We start from the raw sequence: 24,714 nt of genomic DNA, 5'->3' as shown, positions 1-24,714 counted from the left end.
CGGGCCGCGGGCGTAGCATTCGGTTACGCCGGAGTCCCTCCGCGGCCTCCGGTTCCTCCGAACCGACGAGAGCACGGGAGATCCAGATGGACACGATGGACATGATGAAGTCGATGGACATGGGCGAGATGACCATGGACATGGATGCCATGCAGGAATGCATGCAGTCGCTCAACGCGTGTGCGATGGCCGCGGCGATGTGCGCCGGCAGCGACATGATGCACGGCGCCGAGATGGCCACGTGCTGCGCCATGTGCTCGAACATGGTCGAGATGGCGCAGGCGACGATGCACATGATGATGCGTCCCGCCGGCATGAACATGGACGTGATGAGCGCCATGATGACCGCCTGCATGACCATGGGCAAGGCATGCGCTGCCGAGTGCCGTGCGCACGGCGACATGGACGAGATGTGCCGCTACTGCGCCATGGCCTGCGACGACATGGTCATGAAGTGCGAGGCGATGATGGCCTCGATGACCGCCTGAGTTCTCTTCTTCGCGCGGCCGCTGACGTGTCGTCGGCGGCCGCTCGGCTACGCGGTGCGCGCGGTCGTGAGAATCACCGACGCGCTGAGCAGCTCGGCGACCGGGTGGAACGCCACCGGCTCCCCCACCGCGATGTCGACCGCAGGTCCCACGATCCGCAGCTGAACCGTCGCGCCGTTCAGGAGCGCGAGCGTCGCGGTCGATCCGTCGGTCTCGATGACGAGACCATCCCACCACGCGGAGGGGTTCGAGGCTGCCATGCAGCGCTGGATCGGATGGACTGTCGACGAGATCGTGCGGGACATGGCTTCACCTGCCTTCGAAGGGGTTGGTGAGATGAAGCTACGGGATGCCGTGGGGGCGGGCGATCTCGGGCGTAGTGGGGCGTAATCAGGCAAGCTTGTGCCGCCATTTGCGGGGTCGACCAGCAACAACCGGCCAGCTCGAGCGGTAACCCGCTTACAATGGCGGCGGGTCGGGAACGGCCGAACCGATAGTAGACAGTTATGTCAGAGACGCGGATGGGTACGACGTATTGCCGACCCAGGTCGCCCTCCGAGCCAACTAGACGCGAACCGGTAGCTCCGCAACTGGCCTTAATGCCTCAAGCCGTCCGGCATAGGCGCGCACGACCTGATCGTGGAAATTTCAAGTGTTCTCTGCGCCTACGCCCGGGATGGGGCTAGCGCCGCCCAGGGGGACTAGGGCGCTTTTCGCAGAGTGCCGAGGCGTCCCGGATCCAGGAAGAAGATGGAGACCAACACTGCGACGGTCCCGACGCCAGCCAAAAGGCCCTGCGGCGACTGAAAGAAGAGGGTGATGTAACCAAGCTCCGGCACGTGGGCGACGTACAGTCCGGCTGTCGTAACCGTGTATGGCTCGGGGTCGGGCTGAGCGTTCGCGTCGCCTTTGAGTTCAAGTGTTGTACCGCTTGCTGCGGATTGAACGTTCACGACCCGGTGCGTTACCAGGCCCAGGTTCCGGGGTCGTTCTACCGTGACGATGTCCCCTACGGAGACGTCGCTTGCGGGCACGGGCCTGACGAACACGGCGGACCCAACGGGGAGCTCCGGTTGCATCGACCCGGATATAACGACGACGGGTCGAATACCCAAGATGAGCGCAACCGCGAACGCGACGATGCAACCGGCGCCGAGAACAGCCGCTGCGGTGAGAAACCCGGACCGCAACAACGCATATGCCCTGAGCCATTTATCGGCCGACGAAGCTCTCCTGCTCCGCCTGGTCTCGACCTTGGCCGCGGAGCTAGGGCTTGACCGATGCTGCATTGAACTTCACCGCCAAGGCTGATTGGCCACCATTGAGCGCCTCAGTTCCAGGTCCGTCGACGTAGGTGATTGTAAGGGTGAGGTCGCGAGCCGATTCTGGCCGGGCGGCGACGTAGTTGTCGCCTTCGGCGAGGGGAGCTTGTTGCCGTGCAGAAAGAACCCCGACTTGGCCTCGAGCAGCTGTCCATGGAACATTTTCGAAGACGACGTCTCCGTCCACAGCTGCGGTGAACCGAAGGTGCGAGGTGATATTGGGAATGCTTGGCGAGACAGAGCCGTCCGTGTTGCGAAGGACGACCTGAAAAGTAGTGTCTGCCCCCAACGATTCGGTGTTGTTGAACACGGGGATGATCGTTGTCACGGACCGGCCGGGAACGAGCGTTTCAGCCTCGGGCACGACCCAGTCGTAGCCTGACGCGTTGTCGGCCTGCTCCACTCTCCCCGAGGGCAGAACCACGCCGATGTCGAAACGTCCCTGATAGCCAATCCCGGCGGCGCCGAGGTTCAGGTTGGCGAAGTCGTTGTAGGAGGCCATTGTCACGCCTGCCGCTGTGACTCCCAAGCCAAGCGTGAGGGCACCAGCGGCGATGAGCACGCCAGGACCGTAGCGCCGAGGGGTCGAAAACTTTTTCATGGATCTCATCTCGATGCGAACGACAGGTCCCAGCTGATCTGTCGATTGGCTGTTTGGGTTCCAACGGGCAGGCCGATAGCCCCTTGAGGGTTGTACCCGCGACCCCAATAGGTTCCGTTCTGGCGTTGCCACAGGTAGTACCCCTGACCTGCGGCGAATTGTGAGACGTTGGTGTCCACGACAACAGGGAGGACGGGTAATTGTCCGTAATCGTCACTGGCGCCGTATCCCCATAACGTCCCGTCCGGAGTGATGAAAGTTGCGCCGGTGTAGCCGAACTGCATGGACGAAATGTTCGACAAACTCGGGATTATTGCGGGGCTGGTCGGCAGGCCGCGTCCAGTTCGCGAGGCGTTACTGCCCCAGCTGAGCACATTCCCGTTTGACAAGGTCGCTGCTCCCATCCCGATGCCACCGTCGACCGCCGTGATGTACGGGGCGCCGGATGCGACGTTCTTCTTCATCCACGGGGACAGCGCGGTAACGAGGGCAGCGTTCGTGGACTGAGCCGTGCCGGGGGGGAGGCTGTTGGAGCCAGCGCCACCCCAGTAGTACACATCGCCGTTCTCGAGGATGGTGAAAAAGTTCGTGTACGCACCTTTGAGGTAGACCGGCCGATGTCCGGCTACCGAAGGGTCCGGAAGACCGGCGACTTTGGATGCCCCGGGGCCTGAGTTCCCCCCGTACCCCACAGGTTCACCCCAATTCCAGATGGATCCGTCTGCGCGAATGCCGGCGCCAGCGTTTTCTGTGGAAGAGATTGACAAGATCTGATCGAGTACTGGACCGGTCCCCGTCCATGCGGTGCCGATACGTATTTGGCGGGGGTTGTCGTTTGGCTTTGTCGCGTCGGTGCCATCCCGCTGTGGATAAAGGCCCCAACCGTAAACCGTGCCATCTGCAGCGAGAGCGTTCGCGTTGTAAATGCCAGAGGCGATCTGCTTGATCTGGCCGCCGGGCAGCGGAACCTGTTGAGGAGCGCGCTGACCTCCGGGGTTCCCTGCTCCACCGTTGATGGCGAGGCCTGTGAGCCCCCACACGTAGACGTTTCCGTTATTACCGAGCGCGATTCCGGTGTCGACCATACGTGAGTTTCGGGCGAGGCCCGGCTGGAATGGTGCGACGGCCTGGACAGACAACGAGTCGGTGCGGGCGTAGGTGGAGTCCACATATGCGGAGGTTGTGACGCCGACGCTGGCAACGATGGCTGCGGCTCCCAGTACGCCTACTGTCGCCGCCGTGAGACGTGATTTCATTCGCAGAGAAGAGGTCATTGGTTTCTCTTTCTGCGGGCAATCAGAATGATTGCACCGCAAAGCACCAGGGGGACTCCAAGGAGGAGAAGAAGGCCAGTAGCGAGGTTGCTGCCGGTGATCGCAAGCTGTGAGGGCGCGGCGGTGGCGCTTTCCGCATGGAAGGTGAGTATGAGGTTGCCGCTCGCGTTCTGGTAGCGATTGTCTGCGGATGCCGGCAGAGTCACCGAGCCTTCAAGCGCGTAGCTGCTCCTCCCCGCAAGGTTTGGGAGAGTGATACTAGAACCGAGCACGTTGGCGACGGGGCCGGAGAACACCACCGTTCCGTTGCGGGGGTCTTTCAGGTCTAGTTGCAGTGGCGTTGGGCCGTCGAATAGTTGCGCCGATTCTCCTGTCACAGACAGGGTGAGCGGCACGGTTTGGTCGGTCATGCTTCTGACTGACATTTCCCATGCCCGGGATTGTCCGGGGCCGGGTGTGTCGAGGGCGATCACGCTGGGATCCGCTTCGATCAGCCGCCCTGCGGCGGCCGCGGCGCCGACTGGCGTGAGAACCACGATAAGGGCGAGTGCGAATGCGGCTGCTTTCGGGAATCTCATCGGCTTGTTCCCTTCGCGCTAGCGCCGATTTGCGTGGTCTTCCCCAGGGAAGCCACGCCTGTTCCGGGAGCGATGAGGATGTCGTACCTGACGTCGACGCCGTCACCAGGAGCGACGTTTGGGGCGGTGACGGCAGCAGCATTTAGTTGGTCCGCCGTGGCTCCGGTAACGGCGGGAGTGCTCGATCCGTTGATGTACATGGTGAACCGCAGGTTGTGGAACAGATCGCCTTCCCCGGTGTCGTCGGGGTCGAACACCTGAAGGAGAAGGTCACCGGGGACACCGGGATTGCGGTTCTCAAAGCGCACGTCGAGACGTACGGGCGAGCTTTCGGAAAGTGCGGTTCCGGTGGTGAGGGGCAGGACTACGGCCGCGGTTGGAGTAGCGGCGTCTTGCAGGGTTCCTGAGGCATCTTTGACGGCAATGTCGAAGCGGTCGGGGTTTCCGACACCGGAACCGGGTGTCCCCGTTCCGAAGTTCAGGGTTGCGTGGTCGGTGAAGGCCGCGGATGTGGCGGCGACGCCGAGTGCGCAAAGGATTCCGAGACTGAGGATCACTCGACGCCGGCCGCTCCGGGTGGTGGGGATTCTGGTCATGGTGTCACCCCGGAGAAGTTGAATTGAACGTCCGTGGAGGCCATTTGCCACCGGTTGTCTGCATCGGGTGACATTTCGATACGGACGTCGAGCACGCGGATGCCTCCTGCTGGAAGGGCTGCGTTCCACGCGAAAGGAGAAAGCTGGGTTGCGGGGACGTGGTCAAAGATGACCGTGTCCCCGTCCTTGACTGTGAAAATGAGTTGCTCGAACAGCTCCTGGAAGTTGCCCGTCTGAGGGTCAGTGACGTCGCCGCGAGCCTGAGGATCGAGGATGCTGAGTTCGATGAGGCCTGCGAGCCGTGGCGAGTTGTTCCTCACCGCGATCCGCCCAGAGATGCTTGACCCCGGGGACATCACGTTGGTTTGGCCGGGCCCGATAAGCAGACGGTAGGCGTCGGGGTTTCCCTGCTGCCAGGAGTCTGCCGTGGGCTCCCACGTCGAGGCTTCACTTGAGTAGTTTCCTGCCACGTCGAGGTCGAAACGGTTCTGAGAGCTGTCCATCTGCACCAGAACGGTTGCGCTGTCGCTGAGGGCCGCGGCCGTGACCGTGAGGCCTGCCATGCCCAGTGCTCCGAGGCTTAGAACTAGCCTCATTTGGCCTGTCATACGTGTCTTCATTTGCGCCTTCTGAGCCGTTGAGAGGAGGGGTCGCCCGGGCGAGGTGGTTGATTCCCACGAGTTCGGGGGAGAGCGCCGTGGTGGTGTTACCTCGTAGGTGCGGACGGCCCCTCGTTGGTGCGGTGCCCGGCCCAGAGCCGTGGGCCGGGCACCGCGGTCTGTGGTTACGGCTTGACGGAAGTACCGTCGAAGTGGGCCTGGACGTAGGAGACCTGACCCTGGAGGGCGTTGTTTGCGGCTTCGCTGCCCTGGTCGGGAAGGGAGATCGAAACGTTCAGAGTGCCCGTGGTGCCGGTGGCGTAGACGCCGAGGTCGAGGTTGTCGACGGCGGCCTGGGTGACGTTCGTCACCAGGGCAGTTCCATTCAGCGAAACCGTGTAGCGCAGTGCAGTAGCAATCTCCGCGCCGGAGGTGCGACCAGGGCGGTCCTGCAGGCTGAAGGCCATATCGGCGCTCAGTGCGGGCGACTCGTTACGGAAGGGGATGTCGACAGAGACAGTGTCGCCGGGCGTGAGCAGGTCAGCACCGGGGACGTTGATGTTGACACCTTCTGCGGTGTTTGCTTCCTGCCAGGTCCCGGGGACGGGGTTGCCGTTCGCGTCGGTGCCGACGACCTGGATGTTGAAGCGGTTGTTGCCGCCCACGCCGGAATCGTTGGTGCCGTTGCCCAGGTTCAGGTTGGCGAAGTCGGTGAACGCTGCGGCGGTCGTCAGCGCGCCGGCTGCGAGGAGCGTTCCGACGGCGAGGACGGCGCGCTTCTTGCCGCGCGAAAGCTGTGTGGTGTTCATGCGGTTTCCCTACTTTTGGCACGCCGAAGCGCGCGTGATGAATGAGGCCCGTGAGCGTCGAGTTCCCGCTCCGGGTGCCATCTGTGTGTGCTGCCGACAGCAGCTTTGTCACACCGTTTGAGGAAAAATTTTTCCGATGGCCCGATTACTCGCAGGGCGGTTTGCGCAACACGGGCGCGGAACGTGTGAGGCGTGAACCGGCCAACAGCGCCACCGCGCCACCGAGCGCTGTCAAAGCAAGCACGGCGCCGTCCGTTCCGGTCGCCGCGAGCTCATCCGGTCGATCCGTCGTGTCCCCGACTGCGATCCCGGAGGGTGCTGTGTCCGCCACCCAGAAAATTGTCCCGAGTGTCACATTTGCGTGCTGATCTGTGTCCGTGACACCACGAGTGACGTCGTGATGAATTGCCAACGTCTCGCCCGGGTTGATCGGCCCGAGATATGTGATTCCTGATCGGCGTGTTTCGACGTGAGGAAGGGTTACCTGTCCGGCGCCCCATCGCATGGTCAGTGCCAGTGAGGGTGGAGCGCTGTCGGCGGACGACACGTCCTGCATCCAGGTGCTCGCGAAGAGGTAGCGGGTCCCCTCAGACGCCGATGTCACCTCGGCCGCCCATTGGATCGTCTCACCCGGTGCGGGGAGGGGGATCGCCGAGGGTGCTTGAGCAGCAAGCGTCCCCGTTGGTGGTGCCGACGCTCCCGGCGTCATGGGAACGGGTTCGGGACGGGGCGCGGGTTCGGGGACACCGGAGAGGGCAACCGCGCCAAGGGCGACCGCCGTAAGAAGACCCGCCAATGTGGCCAGCAGGCGCCGCGGAGAAGTTTTCGATTGCGCGTTTGCCGAGGGGGCGTCTCCGACGATGGTTAGGCCTGTTCCGATGCCCCCCAGCACGATGGCGAGTACGAGTGTCGCACCACCGCGGCCCAGGTCTTGGCGGATTGTGCTCACCAGCGGGGGGCATGAAGGGCAGTTGATGACGTGCGCGTCATAGGCACGGCGCGCCCGAGCTCCAGCGGTGCCCATGATCACCCGGGCAAGAGCGGGAACATCAAACCCGCATGACGGCGGTGTAGCCGAGAGGAGTTCCGCGACATACGCCACGCGCAGGTCTCTCCTGGCGCGAGAAAGCAGAGTCGTGGCATTCGTAACCGAGATCCCCTCCGCCTCGGCAATCTCGCGCGCAGAGGATCCCTTAACAGTTGCGGCGAAGAGGTACCGCTGCTGCATGGAACTCAGCGCAGCAAACGCTCTCGCAGCAGTTTGACGCAACTGACCGTCCTCCACCCGCAACAGCTCAGCGGAATCGACCGGGACATCGAGTTCGTCGTCGGAAACGGTCAATGTCCGCCGCTGCTCCGCAAGCGCCTGAGCGTGCAGGTTCCGCGCCATCGCGTGCAAGTAGGCGCGCCTATTCTCAATCTGAGAAAGCCGCTCTTCGTCGAACGAAAGAAAAAGCGCAAATGCAGCCGACGTGACGTCGTCAGCGTCCGAGCGCGAGGCACCATTGCGCCGCAGATTTCGCCGAATTTCGTCAGAGAGCGTGACGTAGGTCTGGGTGAGCCAGTTGGAAAGTTCAGTGCGACTGTCAACCATGGCATGCGCCTACGGAACCACGGGGGAACACGGCGCCCCGCTGGAGCAGCGAATGAGCACGTTCGTACCGCACGTCTTTCTCCTCAGGTTGACTGAAGGTATGGCGTCACCCTCAACCTACCTGAACCCCCCTGCGCTAACGCAAATCTTCCTCAACCTGAACGGCGCGAAACAAAGCGGGTGACATGGAGGGATGGAGCTGCGTGAATTGCGCATCGAGCTGCTGCGCCACAGCGGCTGCCTGCCGGAGCAGGGCCAACCCTCCCTCAGTGAGCAAGAGGTTCGCTGACGCTCCCGGACGGTGCGGTTCGGCGACCACCAAGCCGCGTTGCTTAAGGCCTGCAACGATGGAATGTGCACTTTGGACGGACACGCCGTGTGACCGCCCGACGTCGCTTATGGACAGGCCTGGCGACTCCCACAGATCGCACAGAACGGCAAATTGACGGGGTGTCAGCTCGAGGGGCGTCAGATCGGACGCAAATCGGCGTTTCCACTCCCGTCCGAGGCTCAAAAGCGCCAGCGTCGGGCTCGAGCGCAGCGCGCCGAGAATATGGTCGGGCATCAATAAATTCTACGCGCCGTGGGACCGGTCCCAGGTGGCTACGAAGGCTGTGTTCTGTCGACCCGCCTTGCTGATCGACAGCTCCGTGTCGTCGCAACGGGTCGATATCCAAGGTGGGCTTTGAGGTCACATCAGTATCGAACCGTGGTCTAGCGGGGCTGGCACACTGATCACTCGTAGTCGGGCAGCTTGAACGCGTCGGCGGGGGGACGAAACAGCCCCGCGGTCAGACGCCGCCCGACGCGTGACGCTGCCGCTCGCATCACGCCATGAAAGACTGCTCTTCCGGCGAGAGAACGGGGGTTCGCAAGTCGCGGGGTCCCTGGTGGGAGATCTTGTGCGCACGTGACGAACGGGCGGAGGATTTCTTCATAGCGCTGTAAAGCTGTCTCAATATCTATGCTGCGCCCGAGTTCACCGGCTAGGACGTAGGCACCTACGAGCGAGAGGGTCGTACCCATGCCGCTGAGTGGAGACGCGCAGTAGGCGGCGTCGCCGACAAGCGCGACCCTACCGTGGTGCCATGTGTCGAGGTGCACCTGACCGACCCGATCGAGATACAGCTCATCTGCGTGCGCCATCTCGCGCAGCACGCGAGGAGCCTGCCACCCGGCATCGGCGAATCGCTCGCGCAGCGCGGCGCGCACACGACTCGGGTCGTCGTCTGTGGCAGCACCCTCGTCGCCACGGGTCGGATAGGAAAGCGTGGCGCGGATTGTGCCGAGGTTGTCGGGGCGCAGGGTGATGCTCCGCCCACCGGTGGCGGAATACCACCGCCACCAGTCGGTGTCGTCGGGCGTCCGGGGAATTGTCAGGTATGCCGTTGACATGTTCTTCGTGACAACCGGATCGGTGCCAGGAAAGATTAGCCGACGTGTACGAGAACGCATTCCCTCGGCGATCACGACGAGGTCGAACCGCTCTTCAGTTCCGTCGTCGAACGTGACCTGTATGTCAGTCCGACGCTCGTCGAGCGAGCGGATCGTGGTGCCGAAGCGGTAGGCGACGTGATCTTTGGTGAGGTCGAACAGAACTCGTGACAGTTCGCCGCGGAGAATCTCGAGCTCTGCCGTCGCCCCACCGGTGTCATCGCGCCCTGCTGGGAAGCTAGCTACGGCCTGTCCGCGCGTCCCGATGAACTGTGTTCCTACCTCGTGGGTGTTCCGCGCCCGGATTTCTTCCTCCACCCCCATGCGGCGCGCGACCTCGCGGCCGGCGCCGCGGATGTCGATGTTCTGCCCGCCCGTGCGGAGCTCGGGTGCCCGCTCGACGACAGTGACTTCCCACCCCGAGCGGTTCATCCAATAGGCCAGTGCGGGCCCCGCGATGCTTGCGCCGCTGATGAGGATGCGTCGGCGCGCGGTCATCATGCCACCCCTGTCGTAGTCGTCGTAAACGCGGATGGCTCGCTTGCTGTCCGCTCCGTATGGTTTGAGGTGTTGGAGCCCGCTGGGCGCGACGGGATTAGGTAGGTGGCAATGACGCCAACGACTAGGAACCCGGCGGCAAGGAAGGCGCCGAACGCCACGGCATCCGTCATCGACTGGCGTGCCAGGTCGGCGACGTAGTCGAGGCCCGGAACTTGACCGATCGGCTCGATCGCCGCACCGGCGCTGTCGGTCACCGCATCTGCGAAGCCTTTCGCGTCGGAAGGGGCCAGTCCGCTGGCTTCGAGTTTGCCCTGGAGCGTAGTGCCCAGGGACGAGAAGAAGACGGTCGTGAGTGCCGCGATCCCGAGCGCCGAGCCGAGCTGGCGGAAGGTGCTCTGGATGCCCGAACTCTGGCCGCCACCGTCGGTGGGCACGTCGGCGAGCACGACGTTGGTGACCTGTGCGGTCGCGAAGCCGACGCCCACCCCGTAGAAGAAGAGAATGACCGCGATCAGCAGCCACGACGCGTCGGTGAGAGCGGCGACAAGGCCGAGGCCTGCGAGACCGAGCACCTCGAGGATCAGCCCGAGTCTCACGAAGGTCAGCGCACTGACGCGGTTCGAGAAGGGGAAGCTGATGCCGCTGGCAACGAAGCTACCGATTGCGATTGGAACGAGCGCGAGGCCTGCTTGCAGGGGCGAGTAGCCGAGGGTGAACTGCAGCCAGAGGGGAAGCACCGCGATGATGCCGAATTCGCCGAGCCCGATGATGAGGGTGGCGATGTTGCCGTTGCGGAATGACGCGATCGAGAACAGCCGCGTGTCCATGAGCGGCTGGTGGCGGCTGTCTGAGCGGCTGAGCCGCACCTGCCGCCACACGAACAGGGCGAGCACCAGCACCGCGGCGACGAGTGCGACAAAGGCGGGCGATAGACCGGAATCCCAGCGCCAGCCGAACAGGTCGGACGCGCTCTTACTGACGACCCATCCATAAACACGGCCCTCGACGACCCCGAAGGCGAGCAGGCCGAGCCCGATGACAGAGAGGGCGGCGCCGAGACCGTCGACACCGCCGCGCGAGCGAGCGGGCTGGGAGAGGAACAGTGCACCGATGACGACAATCACGATCGTCAACGGGATATTAAGGCCGAACGCCCACCGCCACGAGACGTGCTCGGACAGCCAGCCGCCGAGCACGGGTCCGAGCGCCGTGGCGGCGCCGATCGTCGAACCCCAGACAGCGAAAGCTTTGCCGCGCGCCGCACCCGTGAACATCGCATTCAGCAACGCGAGCGAGGTCGGCAATACCGCAGCGGCTCCGATGCCCTGTAGAAAGCGGGCGAGGATCAAGATCTCGCCCGTGGGAGCGAGGCCCGCGAGCAGACTTGTGAGGCCGAAGACGACGACGCCGACAAGGAAGACGGTCTTCGCGCCGCGGAGGTCGGAGATACGTCCTACGACCAACAACAGTGCGGCGAAGACGATCGCATACGACTCTTGGATCCACTGCGCCTGGCTTGAGTCGATGTTCAGATCGTTGATCACCGAGGGGGTGATGACGTTGACGATTGTGGTGTCGACGACGATCAGGGCGACACCCAAGGCTACGGCAACCAGACCGACCCAGCGGCGTGCATTCTCGGACAGAGCCATCGTGCATCTCCTTAGATCATTTCATAGTCAAATGATTTGATAGCAGAATAGCTTGATGAAGTGATAATCTGCAAGTCCGACCACGGCGCACCAGGATGGGAGGCCAACGTGGGTGACCACGACACTTCTCGCGACCTAGACCCTGTTCCCGTCCCGGTCACAGAGGCACTCCGCGCCTACGGCGAGACCTACACACGGGTCGCTCGGGCCTTCGCCTCTCACGCCGGGCTGCACTCCACCGATGCGACGGCGATGATCGAAATCCTCAGCGCCGAAGAACTCGGCACACCGCTCTCGCCGGCGAAGCTAAGCGATCAGATCGGTCTCAGTTTTGGCGCCACCTCGACCTTGCTGAACCGACTCGAAGCGGTCGGCCACGTCACCCGCAGCCGCATACAGACGGATCGCCGGGTCGTGAACCTGCACTCGACGCCAGAGGTGCAACGACTCGCGGATGATTTCTTCGAGCCGCTCGGGCGACGCCTCGACTCGATTCTCGCCGCGCACTCTCCTGCGTTCCTTGCTGAATTCTCAGCGCTGCTGATCGAGTTGCAACAGGCCACCGATGACCACATCTCGGAAAGTCCAGATAGCTAGATCCCGCTGCCCCACCTGTCGTAGTCACGAGGCCGGCAATCTGACGTTTCGTAAGGACTCTTATCCGGCCCGACGGCGGCGCTCCACTCGCCGAGCAGACGCAGGAAACGGAGCCTGACGTATTGATCGATTCTCGTCTCAAACGGAGCGGTTCCCTGCTGATAATCGACGTTATGTCAGGTTACTGACATGTCTGGGTTTTGCACTGGGCTGACCTCCTGCCGCGTCGACCGATAATCGCGTGAGGGATACCGACTGGCACCACTTTTGCTCACCTAATGTGGACCGCTGGCGTCGCGCGGCAACCGCGCACGACACGACCGGCTTCGGCCCCGCGTACCTGACTCCGGCAGTGGGATGAGTCCTCCCCGCGATTTATTCAGGGCATAGAGGTGGGGCCCTCCTTTAATGTGGTGAGATGTCGACGAATGCCGTGCGCAGCCGTGCGATACGGACATCGGCAACCCTATTGAGTGGGCCTCTCGAACTGCTCGACTTCCTCGTCCCGCTCTGGGCGGGCGCGATGCTCGGGCTCGGTGCCCCCGCGATCGGATGGCTGGTCGCCGCCGAGCTCGTGGTGTCGGTGCTCGTTCGACCCCTCGCCGGACATCTTGCCGACACACGAGCACGGTCCCGAATTGCCGCGGTCGGCGCCTTCGCCCTCAGCCTCAGCTGCGTGATCTACGCAATAACAGATACACCCGCACTTGCATTCATTGCGGCGTTCCTCGGCGGGGTTGCAGGTCCTCTGTTCTGGATCTCGCTGCGCGCGATAGCCGCGGAGTACCTCGCCGACGACTCGGGAACATACGCGGGGCTCATGTCCGCAGAGGCTCTCGGATCGTGGATCTTCTGGGGGCCAGCGATGGCCCTTCTCGGGGCGTTCGGATACTCGGCGGTCTTCATCGGACTTGCCGTCACGGCGGCCGCCGCCGGCGCGCGCTTGCTGCTCACCCCTAAGGAACCGCTCGTCGTGCGAACGGAACTCGCCGGCGGAATCCGTGAACATGCCCGCCGACTCGCACCTCTGATGACGATTGGGGGCGTCGTCACTGCCGCCGAGGCAGGTGTCGGATTGGCGCTCTTGCTCCAGCTGCAAGCGGCTGGTCTCGAGGTGTGGCAAATCGCTCTGGTCTACCTGCCAGGCGGCATCGCGATGACCCTACTCCCGCGCCCCCTTCACGGTCTCGTCGAGCGGTGGGGTCGTAAACCCGCTTACATTGCAGCTTCTCTCGCGACCGCTGTGAGCACAGCAACGCTCGCTCTCTCACCGCCCGTGATCCTCATCGCCGCACTCTGGATCATCATGTCCGCCTCACTGGCGCTCCTTTATCCGCTGCAGAAGACCCTTGTCTCAGAGGCGAGCGGCGACCGGGTGGCCCGCGGGATGAGCCTGCAGGCGAACGCGGACACAATCGGCGCGGCAGTCGGAGTGGTCGCCGTGGGCGCCATCGCCGCCGACGGCCGGTGGGCCCCCGCATTTGTCACCTGCGCTGTCGTCATCCTTGGCGGCGCGGCACTAGCTCCCTGGGTCATTGATCGCATCGGCAAGGAGTACCGGGATGAGCAGCGAGGGGCAGCGAGAGGCAGATAGTTCCTCGACACTCCGAGCCCGATGGGTGGGCACTCGTCTCCATCCTCGCAGTCTGACAATCCCCCCAAGGGTCGCTGTGAACACTACTTACGTGTAGCCGCATTGGAGTCACCCTGCCGAGGAGGCGCCGCCAGACACCACTCCCCCGAACAGTCATCGGCCAACGTGAGGCGCAACCGATAGTCGGTCGTATATCAGCCGCCGCTGCCTGACTCCTCGCATCGCACCGCCCCCTCTCGTGTAACGCCCACGTAAACTCCCCCTCTCCCCCACCCCCTCCGCGGGTGAGACAACCGTTACCTCCCCGCCCCTCCCGACGCGGTCCCGGGTAACGCCCGCTCCCTACGCTGGCGGCACGTCCCGCCCATGCGGGTCGCTGCACCTCCCCCGCATCGCCCACCGGAGGACCCCGTGACCGTCACCGACCCGCGCCCCGAAGCCACGCCGGCGCAGCCCACCACCCGAGCCGAAGCCGCGAGCGCGGAAGCCGCGGCACAGCTCGTCCACCGCCCCGGCCGCTGGATCGACAACTGGAACCCCGAGAACGCCACGCAGTGGGCCAAGGAAGGCAAGGCCATCGCCTCCCGCAACCTGCGGTGGTCGATCTTCGCCGAGTTCCTGGGGTTCGTCGTCTGGCAGCTGTGGTCGGTCGTCGTCGTCTCACTGCCGGCCGCGGGCTTCCAGCTCTCGACGGGTGAGATCTTCTGGCTCATCTCCATGCCGAGCCTCGTCGGCGCGACGCTGCGCATCCCCTACACGTTCATGGTTCCGCGCTTCGGCGGCCGCAACTGGACGATCGTCTCGGCCGGCCTGCTGCTCATCCCGAGCATCGGCCTCGCCATCGCGGTCAGCAACCCCGCGACCCCGTTCGGCCTGCTGCTGCTGATCGCCGCGTTCGCCGGCTTCGGCGGCGGCAACTTCGCCAGCTCGATGGCGAACATCACGTTCTTCTACCCGGCCGCGCAGAAGGGCTACGCCCTCGGACTCAACGCCGCCGGCGGCAACCTCGGCGCCTCGGTCGCGCAGTTCGTCGTCCCGATCGTCATCACGGTCGGCGCCGCCGCCACCCTCAACCTGCCGCTCGCGGGTCTCATCTGGGTGCCGCTCATCATCGTCGCCATGGTCGGCGCGTACCTCCGCATGGATAACCTGTCCAGCGCCAAGGCCGACATCACGGCATCCCTCGCCGCTCTGAAAGAGCCGCACCTGTGGGTCATGGCCGTGCTCTACATCGGCACGTTCGGCTCGTTCATCGGCTTCGCCGGGGTCTTCCCGAAGCTGCTGGCCGACACGTTCCCCGACTTCAAGGGCTTCGCGATCGGCACCGCCACCGTCACCCTCGCGTTCATGGGTGCGCTTGTCGGCTCGCTCGCCCGCCCCTACGGCGGCAAGCTCGCCGACCGCTTCGGCGGCACCGTCATCACGATGGGCGCGTTCACGGTGATGGGTCTCGGCATCCTGGGCGTCATCCTCACCCTGCCGATGCAGAACTTCGCCGTCTTCCTGCTGTGCTTCCTGGTGCTGTTCGCCGCGGCCGGCATGGGCAACGGTTCGACGTACCGCATGATCCCGACGATCTTCACCCTGCGCGCGAACGGCGGGATCGGCGCCCAGCGCAAGGCGGCCGCGGCCCTCGGTCTCATCTCGGCGATCGGCGCCTACGGCGGCTTCTTCATCCCGCAGCTGCTCGGCTTCTCGAAGACGACGTTCGGCTCGTACACCCCCGCCCTCGGCTGGTTCGCGCTCGCGTATGTCGCCTTCCTCGCCGTCACCGCGGGCGTGTACCTGCGTATGTCGAAGAAGTCCGGCACCCGGATCTGACGCCGTGAGCTCCGCCGACACCCACTGCCCCTACTGCGCGCTGCAGTGCGCCATGACCGTCACGCACGACAGCGCGACTACGGTCACGGGCCGCGACTTCCCGACGAACCGGGGCGGGCTCTGCGCGAAGGGCTGGACGTCGGCGGAGCTCTTGGCATCCCCCCACAGACTCCGGATGCCACTGGTCCGCCAACCCGACGGAACCCTCGCCGAGACCACCTGGGATGAAGCCCTGGATGCCGTGGCTGCGGCGTTCCGGCAGACCAAGGCCACTCACGGCCCCGACGCCAACGCCATCTTCGGCGGCGGCGGACTCACCAACGAGAAGGCGTACCAGCTCGGCAAGTTCGCCCGCGTCGCGCTCGGCACCTCGCGCATCGACTACAACGGCCGGTTCTGTATGTCGTCGGCGGCAGCGGCATCCAATCGGGCCTTCGGAATGGACCGCGGCCTCCCGTTCCCCGTCACCGACCTCGACGACGCTCGGACCATCCTGCTGCTCGGCTCGAACGTCGCCGCGACCATGCCGCCGTTCCTCGCGCACCTCGCCGGAGCTCGGGCCGCGGGCGGTCTGATCGTCGTCGACCCGCGCCGCTCGGCCACCGCGCGCCTCACCGAAGACGGCGCCGGCACCCACCTGCAGCCCGCCCCCGGCACCGACCTGCCGCTGCTGCTCGGGCTCACGCATATCGCTTTCGCCGAGGGGCTCGCCGACCGCGCCTATGGAGAGGAGCGCACCACGGGCTTTGACGCGGTGCGGCGCTCGGTCGCGCAGTGGTGGCCCGAGCGCACCTCCTCGACCACCGGCGTCCCCGTCGCGCAGCTGCGCGAGACCGCCCGGCGCCTCGCCGTGGGCGGCGCGTACATCCTCACCGGGCGCGGCGTCGAACAGCACGTCGACGGCACCGCCACCGCGACCGCCGCGATCAACCTCGCACTCGTGCTCGGACTCGTCGGCCGCGAGGGCTCGGGCTACGGCACCCTCACCGGGCAGGGCAACGGTCAGGGCGGACGCGAGCACGGCCAGAAGGCCGACCAACTCCCCGGATACCGCTCCATCCGCGACCCCGAGGCGCGCCGGCACGTCGCCGGGGTGTGGGGCATCGAACCGGAGGAGATCCCGGATGCCGGCATCCCCGCCACCGCCCTGCTCGGCGAACTCGGCGGGCCGGTGAAGACGCTCCTGGTCGCGGGCTCGAACGTCGTCGTCTCGGCGCCCGACGTCGACGCGCTGCGGGAGCGGCTCCAGGCCCTCGACACCCTCATCGTGTGCGACTTCTTCCTCAGCGAGACCGCGGAGCTCGCCGACATCGTGCTCCCCGTGCTGCAGTGGGCCGAGGAGGAGGGCACGATGACCTCGCTCGAGGGCCGGGTCATCCGCCGTCGTCAGGCCCTGCCCGGCCCCGAGGGGGCCCGCAGCGAGCTGTGGATCCTGTCGGAGCTCGCGCGGCGCCTGGGCGCGGCATCCACCTGGTCGATCGACCCGGCCGGGGTGTTCGACGAGCTTGCCCGCGCGTCGGAGGGCGGCGTCGCCGACTACTCCGGACTCTCGCACGCCCTGCTCGACACGGGCATCGAGGCCTACTGGCCGTACCGCTCCGAGAGCACGCCGCGTCCGTTCACCGAGCGCTTCGCCCACGCCGACGGCCGCGCGCGTCTCGTGCCGGTGGATGCCACTCCCCCGACGCCCACCGACCGCGGCGGCGACCTGACCCTCACGACGGGCCGCTACCTGCAGCAGTACCAGTCGGGCACGCAGACCCGTCGGGTCGCCGAGCTCAACGGTGCCCGACCGGAGGCACGGCTGGAGATCCACCCGGCGACGGCTTCTCGTCTCGGCATCCGCGAGGATGCGCTCGTTTCGGTGTCGAACGAGCGGGGCGAGGTCCGGGCACGGGCGACGGTGACCACCGACATCCGGCACGACACCGTCTTTCTCCCGTTCCACTACGCGGGCGACGAGTGCGCCAACCGGCTGACCGAGGCGATCGTCGACCCGACCTCGGCCATGCCCGAGTTCAAGCGCACGCGGGTTCAAGTGAAGGCGATCCCGGATGCCACGACCCCGACGGCTCATCACATCGCGGCTTCGCCGGTCGTCGTGGCGGAGCACCCGGGTGTGGCTCCCGCGCTCGTCGGGGTCGCGGGGGGTCCGTCGCGACGCACGCCGTCGTCGAGCACGGAGGAGGAGACCCATGTCTGAGCGGGTGGTGCTGGTGGGCTACGGGCCCGTGGGAGCACGGCTGGTCGAGGGACTCCTCCCCGCCGTGAGAGACGGGCGCATCGACCTCACGGTCATCGGCGCGGAGGAGCACGACGTCTACAACCGCGTGCTGCTCGCTGAATATGCCGTCGGGCGCATGGAACGCGACGGCCTCGACATGGGCGACCGTCGCGTCGCCGAAGAGGCAGGGGTCCGGTTCGTGCTCGGGATGACGGTGGTCGGCGTCGACCGCGACCTTCGGGTGGTGCGTCTGCACGATGGCATCCGGATCCCCTACGACCGACTCGTGCTCGCCACCGGCGCGCGGGCGAACGTGCCGACGCTCGCGGGACTCGAGCGGGCGCAGCGGCATCGGTCCACGCGGCCGGCGCTGCCATCTGAACTCGACCACGGTGCGGCGGCATTGCCGCGGGGCGTCGTGGCCCTGCGCGATCTCGCCGACGCCGAGCACGTGCGCGCAGCGGTCTCGGCGGGTCAGCGCATCGTCGTGCTCGGCGCGGGAGTGCTCGGCATGGAACTCGCCCTCGCCGCCGCCGAGTCAGGCGCCGAGGTGGTCGTGGCGTATCACTCCGCCGCGCCGATGAACCGGACGCTCGATGAGAACGGCGGACGCGTGCTCGCCGCCGCGGCGAGCGCCGTGGGCATCGAGATGATGCACCACGCGCGCGCCGAAAGCATCGTGCAGCGCTACGACGACCACGGTCAGGCCTGGTTCGACGGGCTCGTCTGCGCCGACGGCAAAGTGCTCGCCGGTGACCTGCTCGTGCTGTCGTGCGGGGTCGGGGCACGGACGGAAATCGCCTCGCTCGCGGGTCTCGCCACCTCGGCCGGCGTGCTCGTCGACGGATCGTCGCGCTCGTGGACCGACCCGAACGTCTTCGCGATCGGCGACTGCGCGCACGTCGCCGACCCCGCCGACACCGGCCCCGACGGGCGCGTGCCGGGCGGGCCGAGCGGACTCATCGGCCCCGGCTGGCGACAGGCCGACCGGCTCGCGGCACTGCTGTTGTCGGGGGTCGACGTGCCCGCGCCGGTCGAGCGCCCCGGCGTCGTCATGCTCAAAGCCGAGGGGATCGACGTGGTCGCCGGGGGCGCGGTCGACGCCGACCCCTTCTCGCACGCACCCGGATGCCACGGCCCCCAGGTCACGCTTTGGGCCGACCCGGCGCGCGGCGCCTACGTCAAGCTCGTCACCGTCGGGGGTGTGCTGACCGGGTTCGTCGCGGTGGGGATGCCGCGCACCGGCGCCGAGCTGACCCTGTTGTTCGAGCGCGGCTCGGAGCTGCCCGCCGACCGCTCGTCGCTGCTGCGGCTCGACGCCCCCGACGTGGGCATGGCGGTGGTCACCGACCCCTTCGCCTCGGACGCCACCGTCTGCTGGTGCAACGGCGTCAGCGCCGGGGCCATCCGCGAGGCCGCAGCGGCGGGCGAATCCACGGTCGCGTGCGTGAAGGCCGCGACCCGCGCCGGCACCGGCTGCGGCGGATGCGTCGGCCGGATCACCGAGCTGCTGGCCCGGGAGGGCGTTCCGGCGTAGGGCCACCCGGGGCGTGCCGGTCCAGGGCCGTCCGGGGCGTACCGGCGCAGGATGGGCGGGCCGCGACGTACCGAACTCCTGAAAAACCCACCGCGCCCCGGCCCGCCACCGCGCCGGGAGCCGCCGCCCGCCCTTCCCCCGCGCGAGAGTCAGGAGTTACGCACGGCGCTCGCAGCCGACGCGCCGCCCGCAATTCATCCGGAGTCCGGCACGCGATGGGCGGGCCGCGGCGTACCGAACTCCTGAGAAACCCGCCACGCCCCGGCCCACCACTGCGCCAGGAGCCGCCGCCCGCCCCTTCCGCGCGCGAGAGTCACGAGTTACGCGCGGCGCTCGCAGCCGACGCGCCGCCCGCAATCCATCCGGAGCCCAGAACGCGATGGGCGGGCCGCGACGTACCGAACTCCTGAAAAACCCGCCACGCCCCGGCCCGCCACCGCGCGAGGAGCCGCCGCCCGCCCCTCCCGCGCGCGAGAGTCACGAGTTACGCGCGGCGCTCGCAGCCGACGCGCCGCCCCCGTCGGCCCCGTGCCCGCACGCACGCACCCGCAACAGACGCGAAACGCGCGAGCAGTACAGTTCACGCATGCCTCCGATCGAGAACCTGCTGGCGTTCGTCGCCGCGTCGGTCATCATCATCGTCATCCCGGGTCCGAGCGTGCTCTTCGTGATCGGGCGTTCGATCGCGCTCGGCCGCCGCGCGGGCGTGCTGAGCGTCGTCGGCAACGCGCTCGGCACGGTGCCGGCGGTGCTCGCGGTGGCCTTCGGCGTCGGCGCGATCGTCGCGTCGTCGATCGTCGCGTTCACGGTCCTGAAGATCGTCGGGGCCATCTACCTCGTGTGGCTCGGCATTCAGGCCATCCGTCACCGCCACGCTCACGTCGCCGGGGCGACGCGCGGGCCCTCTTCGTCGTGGACCCTGCTGCGTCAGGGCTTCGTCGTGGGTTTGACCAACCCGAAGACGATCGCGTTCTTCGTCGCGGTGCTGCCGCAGTTCGTCGACCCGCACGCGGGGGCGGTGTGGCTGCAGCTGCTCGTTCTCGGACTGACGTTCCAGATAATGGCGCTCACCTGCGACAGCGTGTGGGCCCTGGCCGCCGGCACCGCCCGCGAGTGGTTCGCCCGGTCGCCGAAGCGCATCTCGACCCTGTCGGGAACCGGCGGGGTCATGATGATCGGTCTCGGCGGCGCGCTCGCACTGTCGGGGGCGAAGAGCTGACCGGCCCGAAGAGCTGACTCGGGCGGTCGTCCACATGGCGGCCGTCGAGACGGCAACTGGCTGACAACTCCGCGTCAGCCTGCAACCGATTTGTCAGCGAGATGGCGTCTCGGCGCGGCCGAGCCGAGCCCCGTGCGACCTCAGCCCACGCCCAGATCCGCGGATGCCGCGCCCTCGAGCCGCGTCCCGTCCGGGGCGTAGCGCGAACCGTCGACGGGGCTGTCCCAGGAGCGTTCCGCGTCGTTCCACGTCAGCGGAGCCGGGGCGACCACCGCGCGCGTCTCTCCCTCGATCGTCGACACCGCCGCGGTCCGCAGTCCCTGCCGCGACACCAGCCCGGCGCCCTCGGCGGGCCGCTTGACCGGCGCGGGCGCCGCCGCGGCGAACGCTTCCGCTGCCACGCCCACCCGACGTGCCGCTTCGCCGATGCCGCGGCCGAGATCGGCGGGAACCGTCATGCGCGTGCCGATCGTGCGCATCCACTGCGGGCGCTCGCTGCGCGACACCCCGCGGATCTCGTCGCTCAACCGCATCGCGGCGGCCGGGGCGTTGGTCAGACCCCACCCGGCGTAGCCGGTGGCGAAGCGGAGGCGGCCGAGGCCCCTCGGCATCCCTCCGACGAAGGGCACGAGGTTGTGCGACTGGTAGTCCTGTCCCGACCAGCGGGCTATCTCCGCGCCCACCGGCAGGGTGCGGCGGGCCCAGGCGGCGAGTCCCTCGGCGAGCGCGACCTCCGAGGGAGCGGAGCCGACCGGATGCCGTGCCCCGGTCACCAGCAGCACCCCGCGCCCGAACGAAGACGGTGCGGCGACGACGCTGCGCCCGTCGGTGCCGACCTCGCTCCACATGCCGCCGGGAGCCTCGGCATCCCCCTCCATCTCGAACGCGATCGCCCACGACCGCAGCGCGCGGGTCTTGAGGTCGTACAGGCCGCGGCGCGTGATGGGCGTGCCGGTGGCGAGCACGACGGTGTCGCCGAAGATCGTGCCGTGGTCGGTGTCGACGCGACCGGAGGGAAGAGCGCGGACGTCGGTCGCGCGGACGCCCGTGTGCAGCGTCGCCCCGGCCGCGAGTGCTGCCTCGGCGAGAGAGCGCGAAAGGGCGACCGGGTCCAGGGCGAGCTGGTCGTCGAGGGCGAGGGCGCGCACGGGGGTGCGTCCGCCGAGATCGCCGGGGGCGTCTTCACGGATCGGCAGCCCCGCCTGGCGCGCGGCGTCGCGAACGGCGTCGAGCGCCGGGTCGGTGGAGAGTCCCCGACCGAAGGTGAAGGCGGTCCGGCGGTCGGCGGCGGCTCCCGCGCGCTCGGCGAGCCACTCCTGCCCCGCGCGGTTCGACTCGACATACGCCTTCACGAGTCCGGCCGGGTGGTGTGCGCGCAGCGCCGCGAGGGTCGTCCCCTGCAGAAGGGATGCCATACCCACCGACGCCCCGGTAGCCCCCTGCCCCACGGGGCCCGCGTCGACGATCGCGACATCGACTCCCGCCTCGGCGAGCATCACCGCGGTCGACAGGCCGGTGATCCCGGCACCGACGATGACCACGTCGTGGCGGGCGTCGGGTTCGAACGGCGTCCCGTCGACGGGCGTCTGGTCACGGTGCCACAGGGAGGAGGTCATGCGTTCATCCCATCGCGGGCGCCGGGGTCTCGGCATCCGGTTGCCTCCGCCGCCCGGATCATCTACGCGCCGCCCCACGTAACCCGACCCCGCGCGACGACGGCCCGCGGATAGGCTCGGGGCGTGACCGACAGCGCCGCCCCCTCGAGCCGGACGGCCGTCGTGTCCGCGGCCATCGACCTCTTCGTCGAGCACGGCTACGACCAGACCTCGGTCGAGCAGATCGCACAGGCGGCCGGGGTGTCGCGGTCGACGTTCTTCCGGCAGTTCGGCGGCAAAGAAGACGTGGTCTTCGCCGACCACGAGGTGCTGCTCACCGAGACGCGCGCGTACCTCGCCGAACCGCACGACGACCCGTGGGCGGCCGTGTGCGAGGCATCGGTGCGCGTGTTCCGGCACTTCGCCAACGACCCCGAGGTCGCCCGCCGTCGCTACGCGATCGTGCGGCAGATCCCGGGCCTGCGCGATCGCGAGATCGTGACGGTGTTCCGCTACGAACGGCTCTTCGACGAGTACCTGCGCGACGCTCTGCCCGGTCTCGACCCCCTGGATGCCGTCGGCTTCGCGGCCTCGGTCACGGCGGTGCACAACCACGTGCTGCGCCGGCTGATGCGGGGGGCTCGGGTGCCGGCATCCGTTCTCCGTCGAGCGCTCGACGACGTGCTGCGCCGCTACGGCGTGCACGCCGACGGCGACGACGCGGCCGGCGACGACCTGATCGTGGCAGCCTTCCCCCGTCGCATGCCCGCCGCCGAGGTCGCCCGGCGCCTGCGCGAGACGCTCGGGGACTGACGCTCGCGGGGGTCGTCCCTCGCGTGCCCGCTCGGCCGCCCCACCCGTTGAGTGTCCAAAACACCCGGACGTTGCAAAAAATCGTCCGGGTTTTGTGGACACTCAAGGTCCAATCACGCACCGCCAACGCGGGGCGCAACCCCCGCGTTGAGTGTCCAGAACACCCGGACGTTCCGGAAATTCGTCCGGGTTTTGTGGACACTCAACGTCGAATCGGGCCCCGTCACCGCGGGGCACGTGCGACGGCCGTCGAGTGTCCAGAACACCCGGAGGTTCCGGAAAGGCATCCGGGTTTTGTGGACACTCGACGTCTCGATCACGCACCGTCAACGCGGGGCGCGACCCCCGCGTTGAGTGTCCAAAACACCCGGACATTCCGACAAACCCTCCGGGTGTCTTGGACACTCGACGTCGAAGCGGGGCCCGTCATCGCGGGGCGCGCGACCCGGCGCAGCCCGCACCCGGGCGCCCACCCGAGCATCCGCCGAGCGTTCACTCGGACGCGTGGCACTCAGTACCAACATGCGCGATACTGAGACCCATGACCATCGACGCCGATGCCCGCACGCTCCCCGGAGAGCGCGTCGCCCACTACGACCTCCTGGGCCGCCGCGACACCGACTACTACGCGGTGTTCGCCGACATCCCCGACGCCGACCGCGCCGTCTGGGACACCGCCAAGGCCTTCGCCGACGAGGTCGGCACGCGCATGCAGGGCGAATGGGATGCCGCGAGCTACCCGATCGATCTCGTCCGGCGTATGGGCGAGCTCGAACTGTTCACCGACGGCATCGAGCACCCGGAGCTGCCCTATACCTCGCCGCTGGCCGCGGGCCTGGTCAACATGGAGATCTCGCGCCACGACGGCTCGCTCGCCACCGCCCTTGCCGTACAGGGCGGACTCGCGCTCCGGACGCTGGCGTTCTACGGCTCGCCCGAGCAGCAGCAGCGCTGGCTCCAGCCTCTCGCCGACGGAACGGTGCTCGGCGCCTTCGCCCTGACCGAGCCCGATCACGGCTCCGACTCCGTCTCGCTCGAGACCACGGCCACCCGCACCGACGACGGCTGGTCGCTCAGCGGCACCAAGAAGTGGATCGGCAACGGCGCCTCCGGCGGCATCACCTTCGTCTGGGCGCGTGTCGAGAACGAGGGCGGCGACGACCACGGCAACGTCCGCTGCTTCCTCGTCGAGCAGGACACCCCGGGCTACACGGGCACCGTCATCACCGGAAAGGTGTCGCTCCGCGGCATCCACCAGGCTCACATCGCGATGGACGAGGTGCGTCTTCCTGCGGATGCCGTGCTGCCCGGCACCCACACCTTCAAGGACGCGTCGGTCGTCCTGTTCGCGACCCGCTCGGGCGTGGCCTGGTCGGCGCTCGGTCACGCGACCGCCTGCTACGAGATCGCGCGGACGTATGCCACCGAGCGCATGCAGTTCGGCAAGCCCCTCGCGAAGTTCCAGATGGTCCAGGAGCGCCTCGCGCAGATGCTCGACGAGCTCACCGCGATGCAGCTCTACTGCCGCCGTCTCGCCGACCTCGAGTCGTCGGGCGGCCTGCGTCCCACCCAGGCGTCGCTCGCGAAGTACCACAACACCCGCGCCGCGCGCCGGGTGGCCGCGATCGCCCGCGACCTGCTCGGCGGCAACGGCATCCTGCTCGAGAACGGCGTCATGCAGCACATGGCCGATATCGAGGCCATCCACACGTACGAGGGCACCGAAAGCGTCCAGGCCCTCCTGCTCGGCCGCGACATCACCGGAATGAGCGCGTTCGTCTGATTTGGGATGCCGGAACCCCGGCGTCCCGATCCGATCGACCTCACCGAGCTCGTGCGATCCCGGATGCCGGGATGCGGCGCCCC

The 24,714-nt window shown here is 67.2% G+C and carries 22 protein-coding genes; 9 read left to right on the top strand and 13 right to left on the bottom strand.

Going from position 1 to position 24,714, the window contains the following annotated elements; all coding sequences use genetic code 11:
* Nucleotides 1-86 precede the first annotated feature (86 nt).
* Nucleotides 87-488, top strand: a complete 402-nt coding sequence (locus J2X55_RS05845) for an aldehyde dehydrogenase (protein WP_246077929.1) — start codon at nt 87-89, stop codon at nt 486-488.
* A gap of 47 nt (nt 489-535) precedes the next feature.
* Here the strand turns inward: J2X55_RS05845 and J2X55_RS05840 are convergent, their stop codons facing one another.
* The 12 genes from J2X55_RS05840 to J2X55_RS05790 form a co-directional block, all read right to left on the bottom strand.
* The gene (locus J2X55_RS05840; protein ID WP_309822339.1) at nt 536-793 is read right to left on the bottom strand and encodes a nuclease; all 258 of its coding nucleotides are present in this window, start codon (nt 791-793) and stop codon (nt 536-538) included.
* Between the two features lie 396 nt (nt 794-1,189).
* Nucleotides 1,190-1,777: a signal peptidase I gene (locus J2X55_RS17370; protein ID WP_396653244.1), complete on the bottom strand. Its 588-nt coding sequence runs from the start codon at nt 1,775-1,777 to the stop codon at nt 1,190-1,192.
* Nucleotides 1,755-2,372 carry a hypothetical protein gene (locus J2X55_RS05835; protein WP_309822337.1) on the bottom strand — a complete coding sequence of 206 codons (618 nt, stop codon included), beginning with the start codon at nt 2,370-2,372 and terminating at the stop codon, nt 1,755-1,757. The genes J2X55_RS17370 and J2X55_RS05835 overlap by 23 nt, the downstream gene beginning before the upstream one ends.
* Before the next feature lie 44 nt (nt 2,373-2,416).
* Nucleotides 2,417-3,685, bottom strand: coding sequence for a hypothetical protein (locus tag J2X55_RS05830; protein WP_309822336.1), 1,269 nt, complete (start codon nt 3,683-3,685; stop codon nt 2,417-2,419).
* Nucleotides 3,682-4,158 (bottom strand): hypothetical protein, encoded by a 477-nt coding sequence (locus J2X55_RS05825; protein WP_309822334.1) that lies wholly within the window; start codon nt 4,156-4,158, stop codon nt 3,682-3,684. Before J2X55_RS05825 ends, J2X55_RS05830 begins: the two co-directional genes overlap by 4 nt.
* A gap of 101 nt (nt 4,159-4,259) precedes the next feature.
* Nucleotides 4,260-4,859: a hypothetical protein gene (locus tag J2X55_RS05820; RefSeq protein WP_147302338.1), complete on the bottom strand. Its 600-nt coding sequence runs from the start codon at nt 4,857-4,859 to the stop codon at nt 4,260-4,262.
* On the bottom strand, nt 4,856-5,422 hold the full coding sequence (locus J2X55_RS05815) for a hypothetical protein (protein ID WP_115915802.1): 567 nt from the start codon (nt 5,420-5,422) through the stop codon (nt 4,856-4,858). Before J2X55_RS05815 ends, J2X55_RS05820 begins: the two co-directional genes overlap by 4 nt.
* 221 nt (nt 5,423-5,643) lie before the next feature.
* On the bottom strand, nt 5,644-6,267 hold the full coding sequence (locus J2X55_RS05810) for a hypothetical protein (protein ID WP_309822332.1): 624 nt from the start codon (nt 6,265-6,267) through the stop codon (nt 5,644-5,646).
* A 145-nt stretch (nt 6,268-6,412) separates the two neighbouring features.
* Nucleotides 6,413-7,861, bottom strand: coding sequence for an RNA polymerase sigma factor (locus J2X55_RS05805; protein ID WP_309822331.1), 1,449 nt, complete (start codon nt 7,859-7,861; stop codon nt 6,413-6,415).
* Nucleotides 7,862-7,997: 136 nt separating this feature from the next.
* A complete protein-coding gene (locus tag J2X55_RS05800) occupies nt 7,998-8,426 on the bottom strand; it encodes a MarR family transcriptional regulator (RefSeq protein ID WP_115915805.1) in 429 nt (142 codons plus the stop codon).
* A gap of 170 nt (nt 8,427-8,596) precedes the next feature.
* Nucleotides 8,597-9,796 carry an FAD-dependent monooxygenase gene (locus J2X55_RS05795; protein ID WP_309822329.1) on the bottom strand — a complete coding sequence of 400 codons (1,200 nt, stop codon included), beginning with the start codon at nt 9,794-9,796 and terminating at the stop codon, nt 8,597-8,599.
* Nucleotides 9,793-11,448, bottom strand: a complete 1,656-nt coding sequence (locus tag J2X55_RS05790; protein ID WP_307314858.1) for a DHA2 family efflux MFS transporter permease subunit — start codon at nt 11,446-11,448, stop codon at nt 9,793-9,795. Before J2X55_RS05790 ends, J2X55_RS05795 begins: the two co-directional genes overlap by 4 nt.
* Before the next feature lie 108 nt (nt 11,449-11,556).
* On the opposite strand from J2X55_RS05790, the gene J2X55_RS05785 reads away from it, so the two are divergent.
* The 6 genes from J2X55_RS05785 (at nt 11,557) to J2X55_RS05760 (ending at nt 20,440) form a co-directional block, all read left to right on the top strand.
* The gene (locus tag J2X55_RS05785; protein ID WP_181906344.1) at nt 11,557-12,045 is read left to right on the top strand and encodes a MarR family winged helix-turn-helix transcriptional regulator; all 489 of its coding nucleotides are present in this window, start codon (nt 11,557-11,559) and stop codon (nt 12,043-12,045) included.
* Nucleotides 12,046-12,463: 418 nt separating this feature from the next.
* Nucleotides 12,464-13,639 (top strand): MFS transporter, encoded by a 1,176-nt coding sequence (locus J2X55_RS05780; protein WP_309822328.1) that lies wholly within the window; start codon nt 12,464-12,466, stop codon nt 13,637-13,639.
* Nucleotides 13,640-14,050: 411 nt separating this feature from the next.
* Entirely contained in the window at nt 14,051-15,460 is a 1,410-nt protein-coding gene (locus J2X55_RS05775) for an MFS transporter (protein ID WP_309822327.1), read from the top strand.
* 4 nt (nt 15,461-15,464) lie between these two features.
* Complete coding sequence (locus J2X55_RS05770; RefSeq protein WP_309822326.1) at nt 15,465-17,663, top strand: molybdopterin oxidoreductase family protein; 2,199 nt, start codon at nt 15,465-15,467, stop codon at nt 17,661-17,663.
* Nucleotides 17,656-19,221: an FAD-dependent oxidoreductase gene (locus J2X55_RS05765; protein WP_309822325.1), complete on the top strand. Its 1,566-nt coding sequence runs from the start codon at nt 17,656-17,658 to the stop codon at nt 19,219-19,221. Before J2X55_RS05770 ends, J2X55_RS05765 begins: the two co-directional genes overlap by 8 nt.
* A gap of 586 nt (nt 19,222-19,807) precedes the next feature.
* On the top strand, nt 19,808-20,440 hold the full coding sequence (locus J2X55_RS05760) for a LysE family translocator (RefSeq protein ID WP_115915818.1): 633 nt from the start codon (nt 19,808-19,810) through the stop codon (nt 20,438-20,440).
* A gap of 140 nt (nt 20,441-20,580) precedes the next feature.
* On the opposite strand, the gene J2X55_RS05755 is transcribed toward J2X55_RS05760, so the two are convergent.
* On the bottom strand, nt 20,581-22,056 hold the full coding sequence (locus J2X55_RS05755) for an FAD-dependent oxidoreductase (RefSeq protein WP_309822323.1): 1,476 nt from the start codon (nt 22,054-22,056) through the stop codon (nt 20,581-20,583).
* 123 nt (nt 22,057-22,179) lie between these two features.
* On the opposite strand from J2X55_RS05755, the gene J2X55_RS05750 reads away from it, so the two are divergent.
* Both J2X55_RS05750 and J2X55_RS05745 read left to right on the top strand, forming a co-directional pair.
* Nucleotides 22,180-22,848, top strand: coding sequence for a helix-turn-helix domain-containing protein (locus J2X55_RS05750; RefSeq protein ID WP_309822321.1), 669 nt, complete (start codon nt 22,180-22,182; stop codon nt 22,846-22,848).
* Between the two features lie 541 nt (nt 22,849-23,389).
* Complete coding sequence (locus J2X55_RS05745; protein ID WP_309822319.1) at nt 23,390-24,631, top strand: acyl-CoA dehydrogenase family protein; 1,242 nt, start codon at nt 23,390-23,392, stop codon at nt 24,629-24,631.
* Nucleotides 24,632-24,714: the final 83 nt, after the last annotated feature.

Source organism: Microbacterium sp. 1154, assembly GCF_031455375.1.
Taxonomy (GTDB): domain Bacteria; phylum Actinomycetota; class Actinomycetes; order Actinomycetales; family Microbacteriaceae; genus Microbacterium.
Note: the sequence above shows the minus strand (reverse complement) of the source record. Positions and strands in the feature narration are given on the sequence as shown.

Excerpts from the sequence above, each read along its gene's own strand:
- J2X55_RS05845 (WP_246077929.1), top strand. The coding sequence starts at position 87 with ATGGACACGATGGACATGATGAAGTCGATGGACATGGGCGAGATGACC.
- J2X55_RS05840 (WP_309822339.1), bottom strand. The coding sequence starts at position 793 with ATGTCCCGCACGATCTCGTCGACAGTCCATCCGATCCAGCGCTGCATG.
- J2X55_RS17370 (WP_396653244.1), bottom strand. The coding sequence starts at position 1,777 with ATGCAGCATCGGTCAAGCCCTAGCTCCGCGGCCAAGGTCGAGACCAGG.
- J2X55_RS05830 (WP_309822336.1), bottom strand. The coding sequence starts at position 3,685 with ATGACCTCTTCTCTGCGAATGAAATCACGTCTCACGGCGGCGACAGTA.
- J2X55_RS05820 (WP_147302338.1), bottom strand. The coding sequence starts at position 4,859 with ATGACCAGAATCCCCACCACCCGGAGCGGCCGGCGTCGAGTGATCCTC.
- J2X55_RS05815 (WP_115915802.1), bottom strand. The coding sequence starts at position 5,422 with ATGGCAGGCCTCACGGTCACGGCCGCGGCCCTCAGCGACAGCGCAACC.
- J2X55_RS05810 (WP_309822332.1), bottom strand. The coding sequence starts at position 6,267 with ATGAACACCACACAGCTTTCGCGCGGCAAGAAGCGCGCCGTCCTCGCC.
- J2X55_RS05805 (WP_309822331.1), bottom strand. The coding sequence starts at position 7,861 with ATGGTTGACAGTCGCACTGAACTTTCCAACTGGCTCACCCAGACCTAC.
- J2X55_RS05800 (WP_115915805.1), bottom strand. The coding sequence starts at position 8,426 with ATGCCCGACCATATTCTCGGCGCGCTGCGCTCGAGCCCGACGCTGGCG.
- J2X55_RS05795 (WP_309822329.1), bottom strand. The coding sequence starts at position 9,796 with ATGATGACCGCGCGCCGACGCATCCTCATCAGCGGCGCAAGCATCGCG.
- J2X55_RS05790 (WP_307314858.1), bottom strand. The coding sequence starts at position 11,448 with ATGGCTCTGTCCGAGAATGCACGCCGCTGGGTCGGTCTGGTTGCCGTA.
- J2X55_RS05780 (WP_309822328.1), top strand. The coding sequence starts at position 12,464 with ATGTCGACGAATGCCGTGCGCAGCCGTGCGATACGGACATCGGCAACC.
- J2X55_RS05765 (WP_309822325.1), top strand. The coding sequence starts at position 17,656 with ATGTCTGAGCGGGTGGTGCTGGTGGGCTACGGGCCCGTGGGAGCACGG.
- J2X55_RS05760 (WP_115915818.1), top strand. The coding sequence starts at position 19,808 with ATGCCTCCGATCGAGAACCTGCTGGCGTTCGTCGCCGCGTCGGTCATC.
- J2X55_RS05755 (WP_309822323.1), bottom strand. The coding sequence starts at position 22,056 with ATGACCTCCTCCCTGTGGCACCGTGACCAGACGCCCGTCGACGGGACG.
- J2X55_RS05745 (WP_309822319.1), top strand. The coding sequence starts at position 23,390 with ATGACCATCGACGCCGATGCCCGCACGCTCCCCGGAGAGCGCGTCGCC.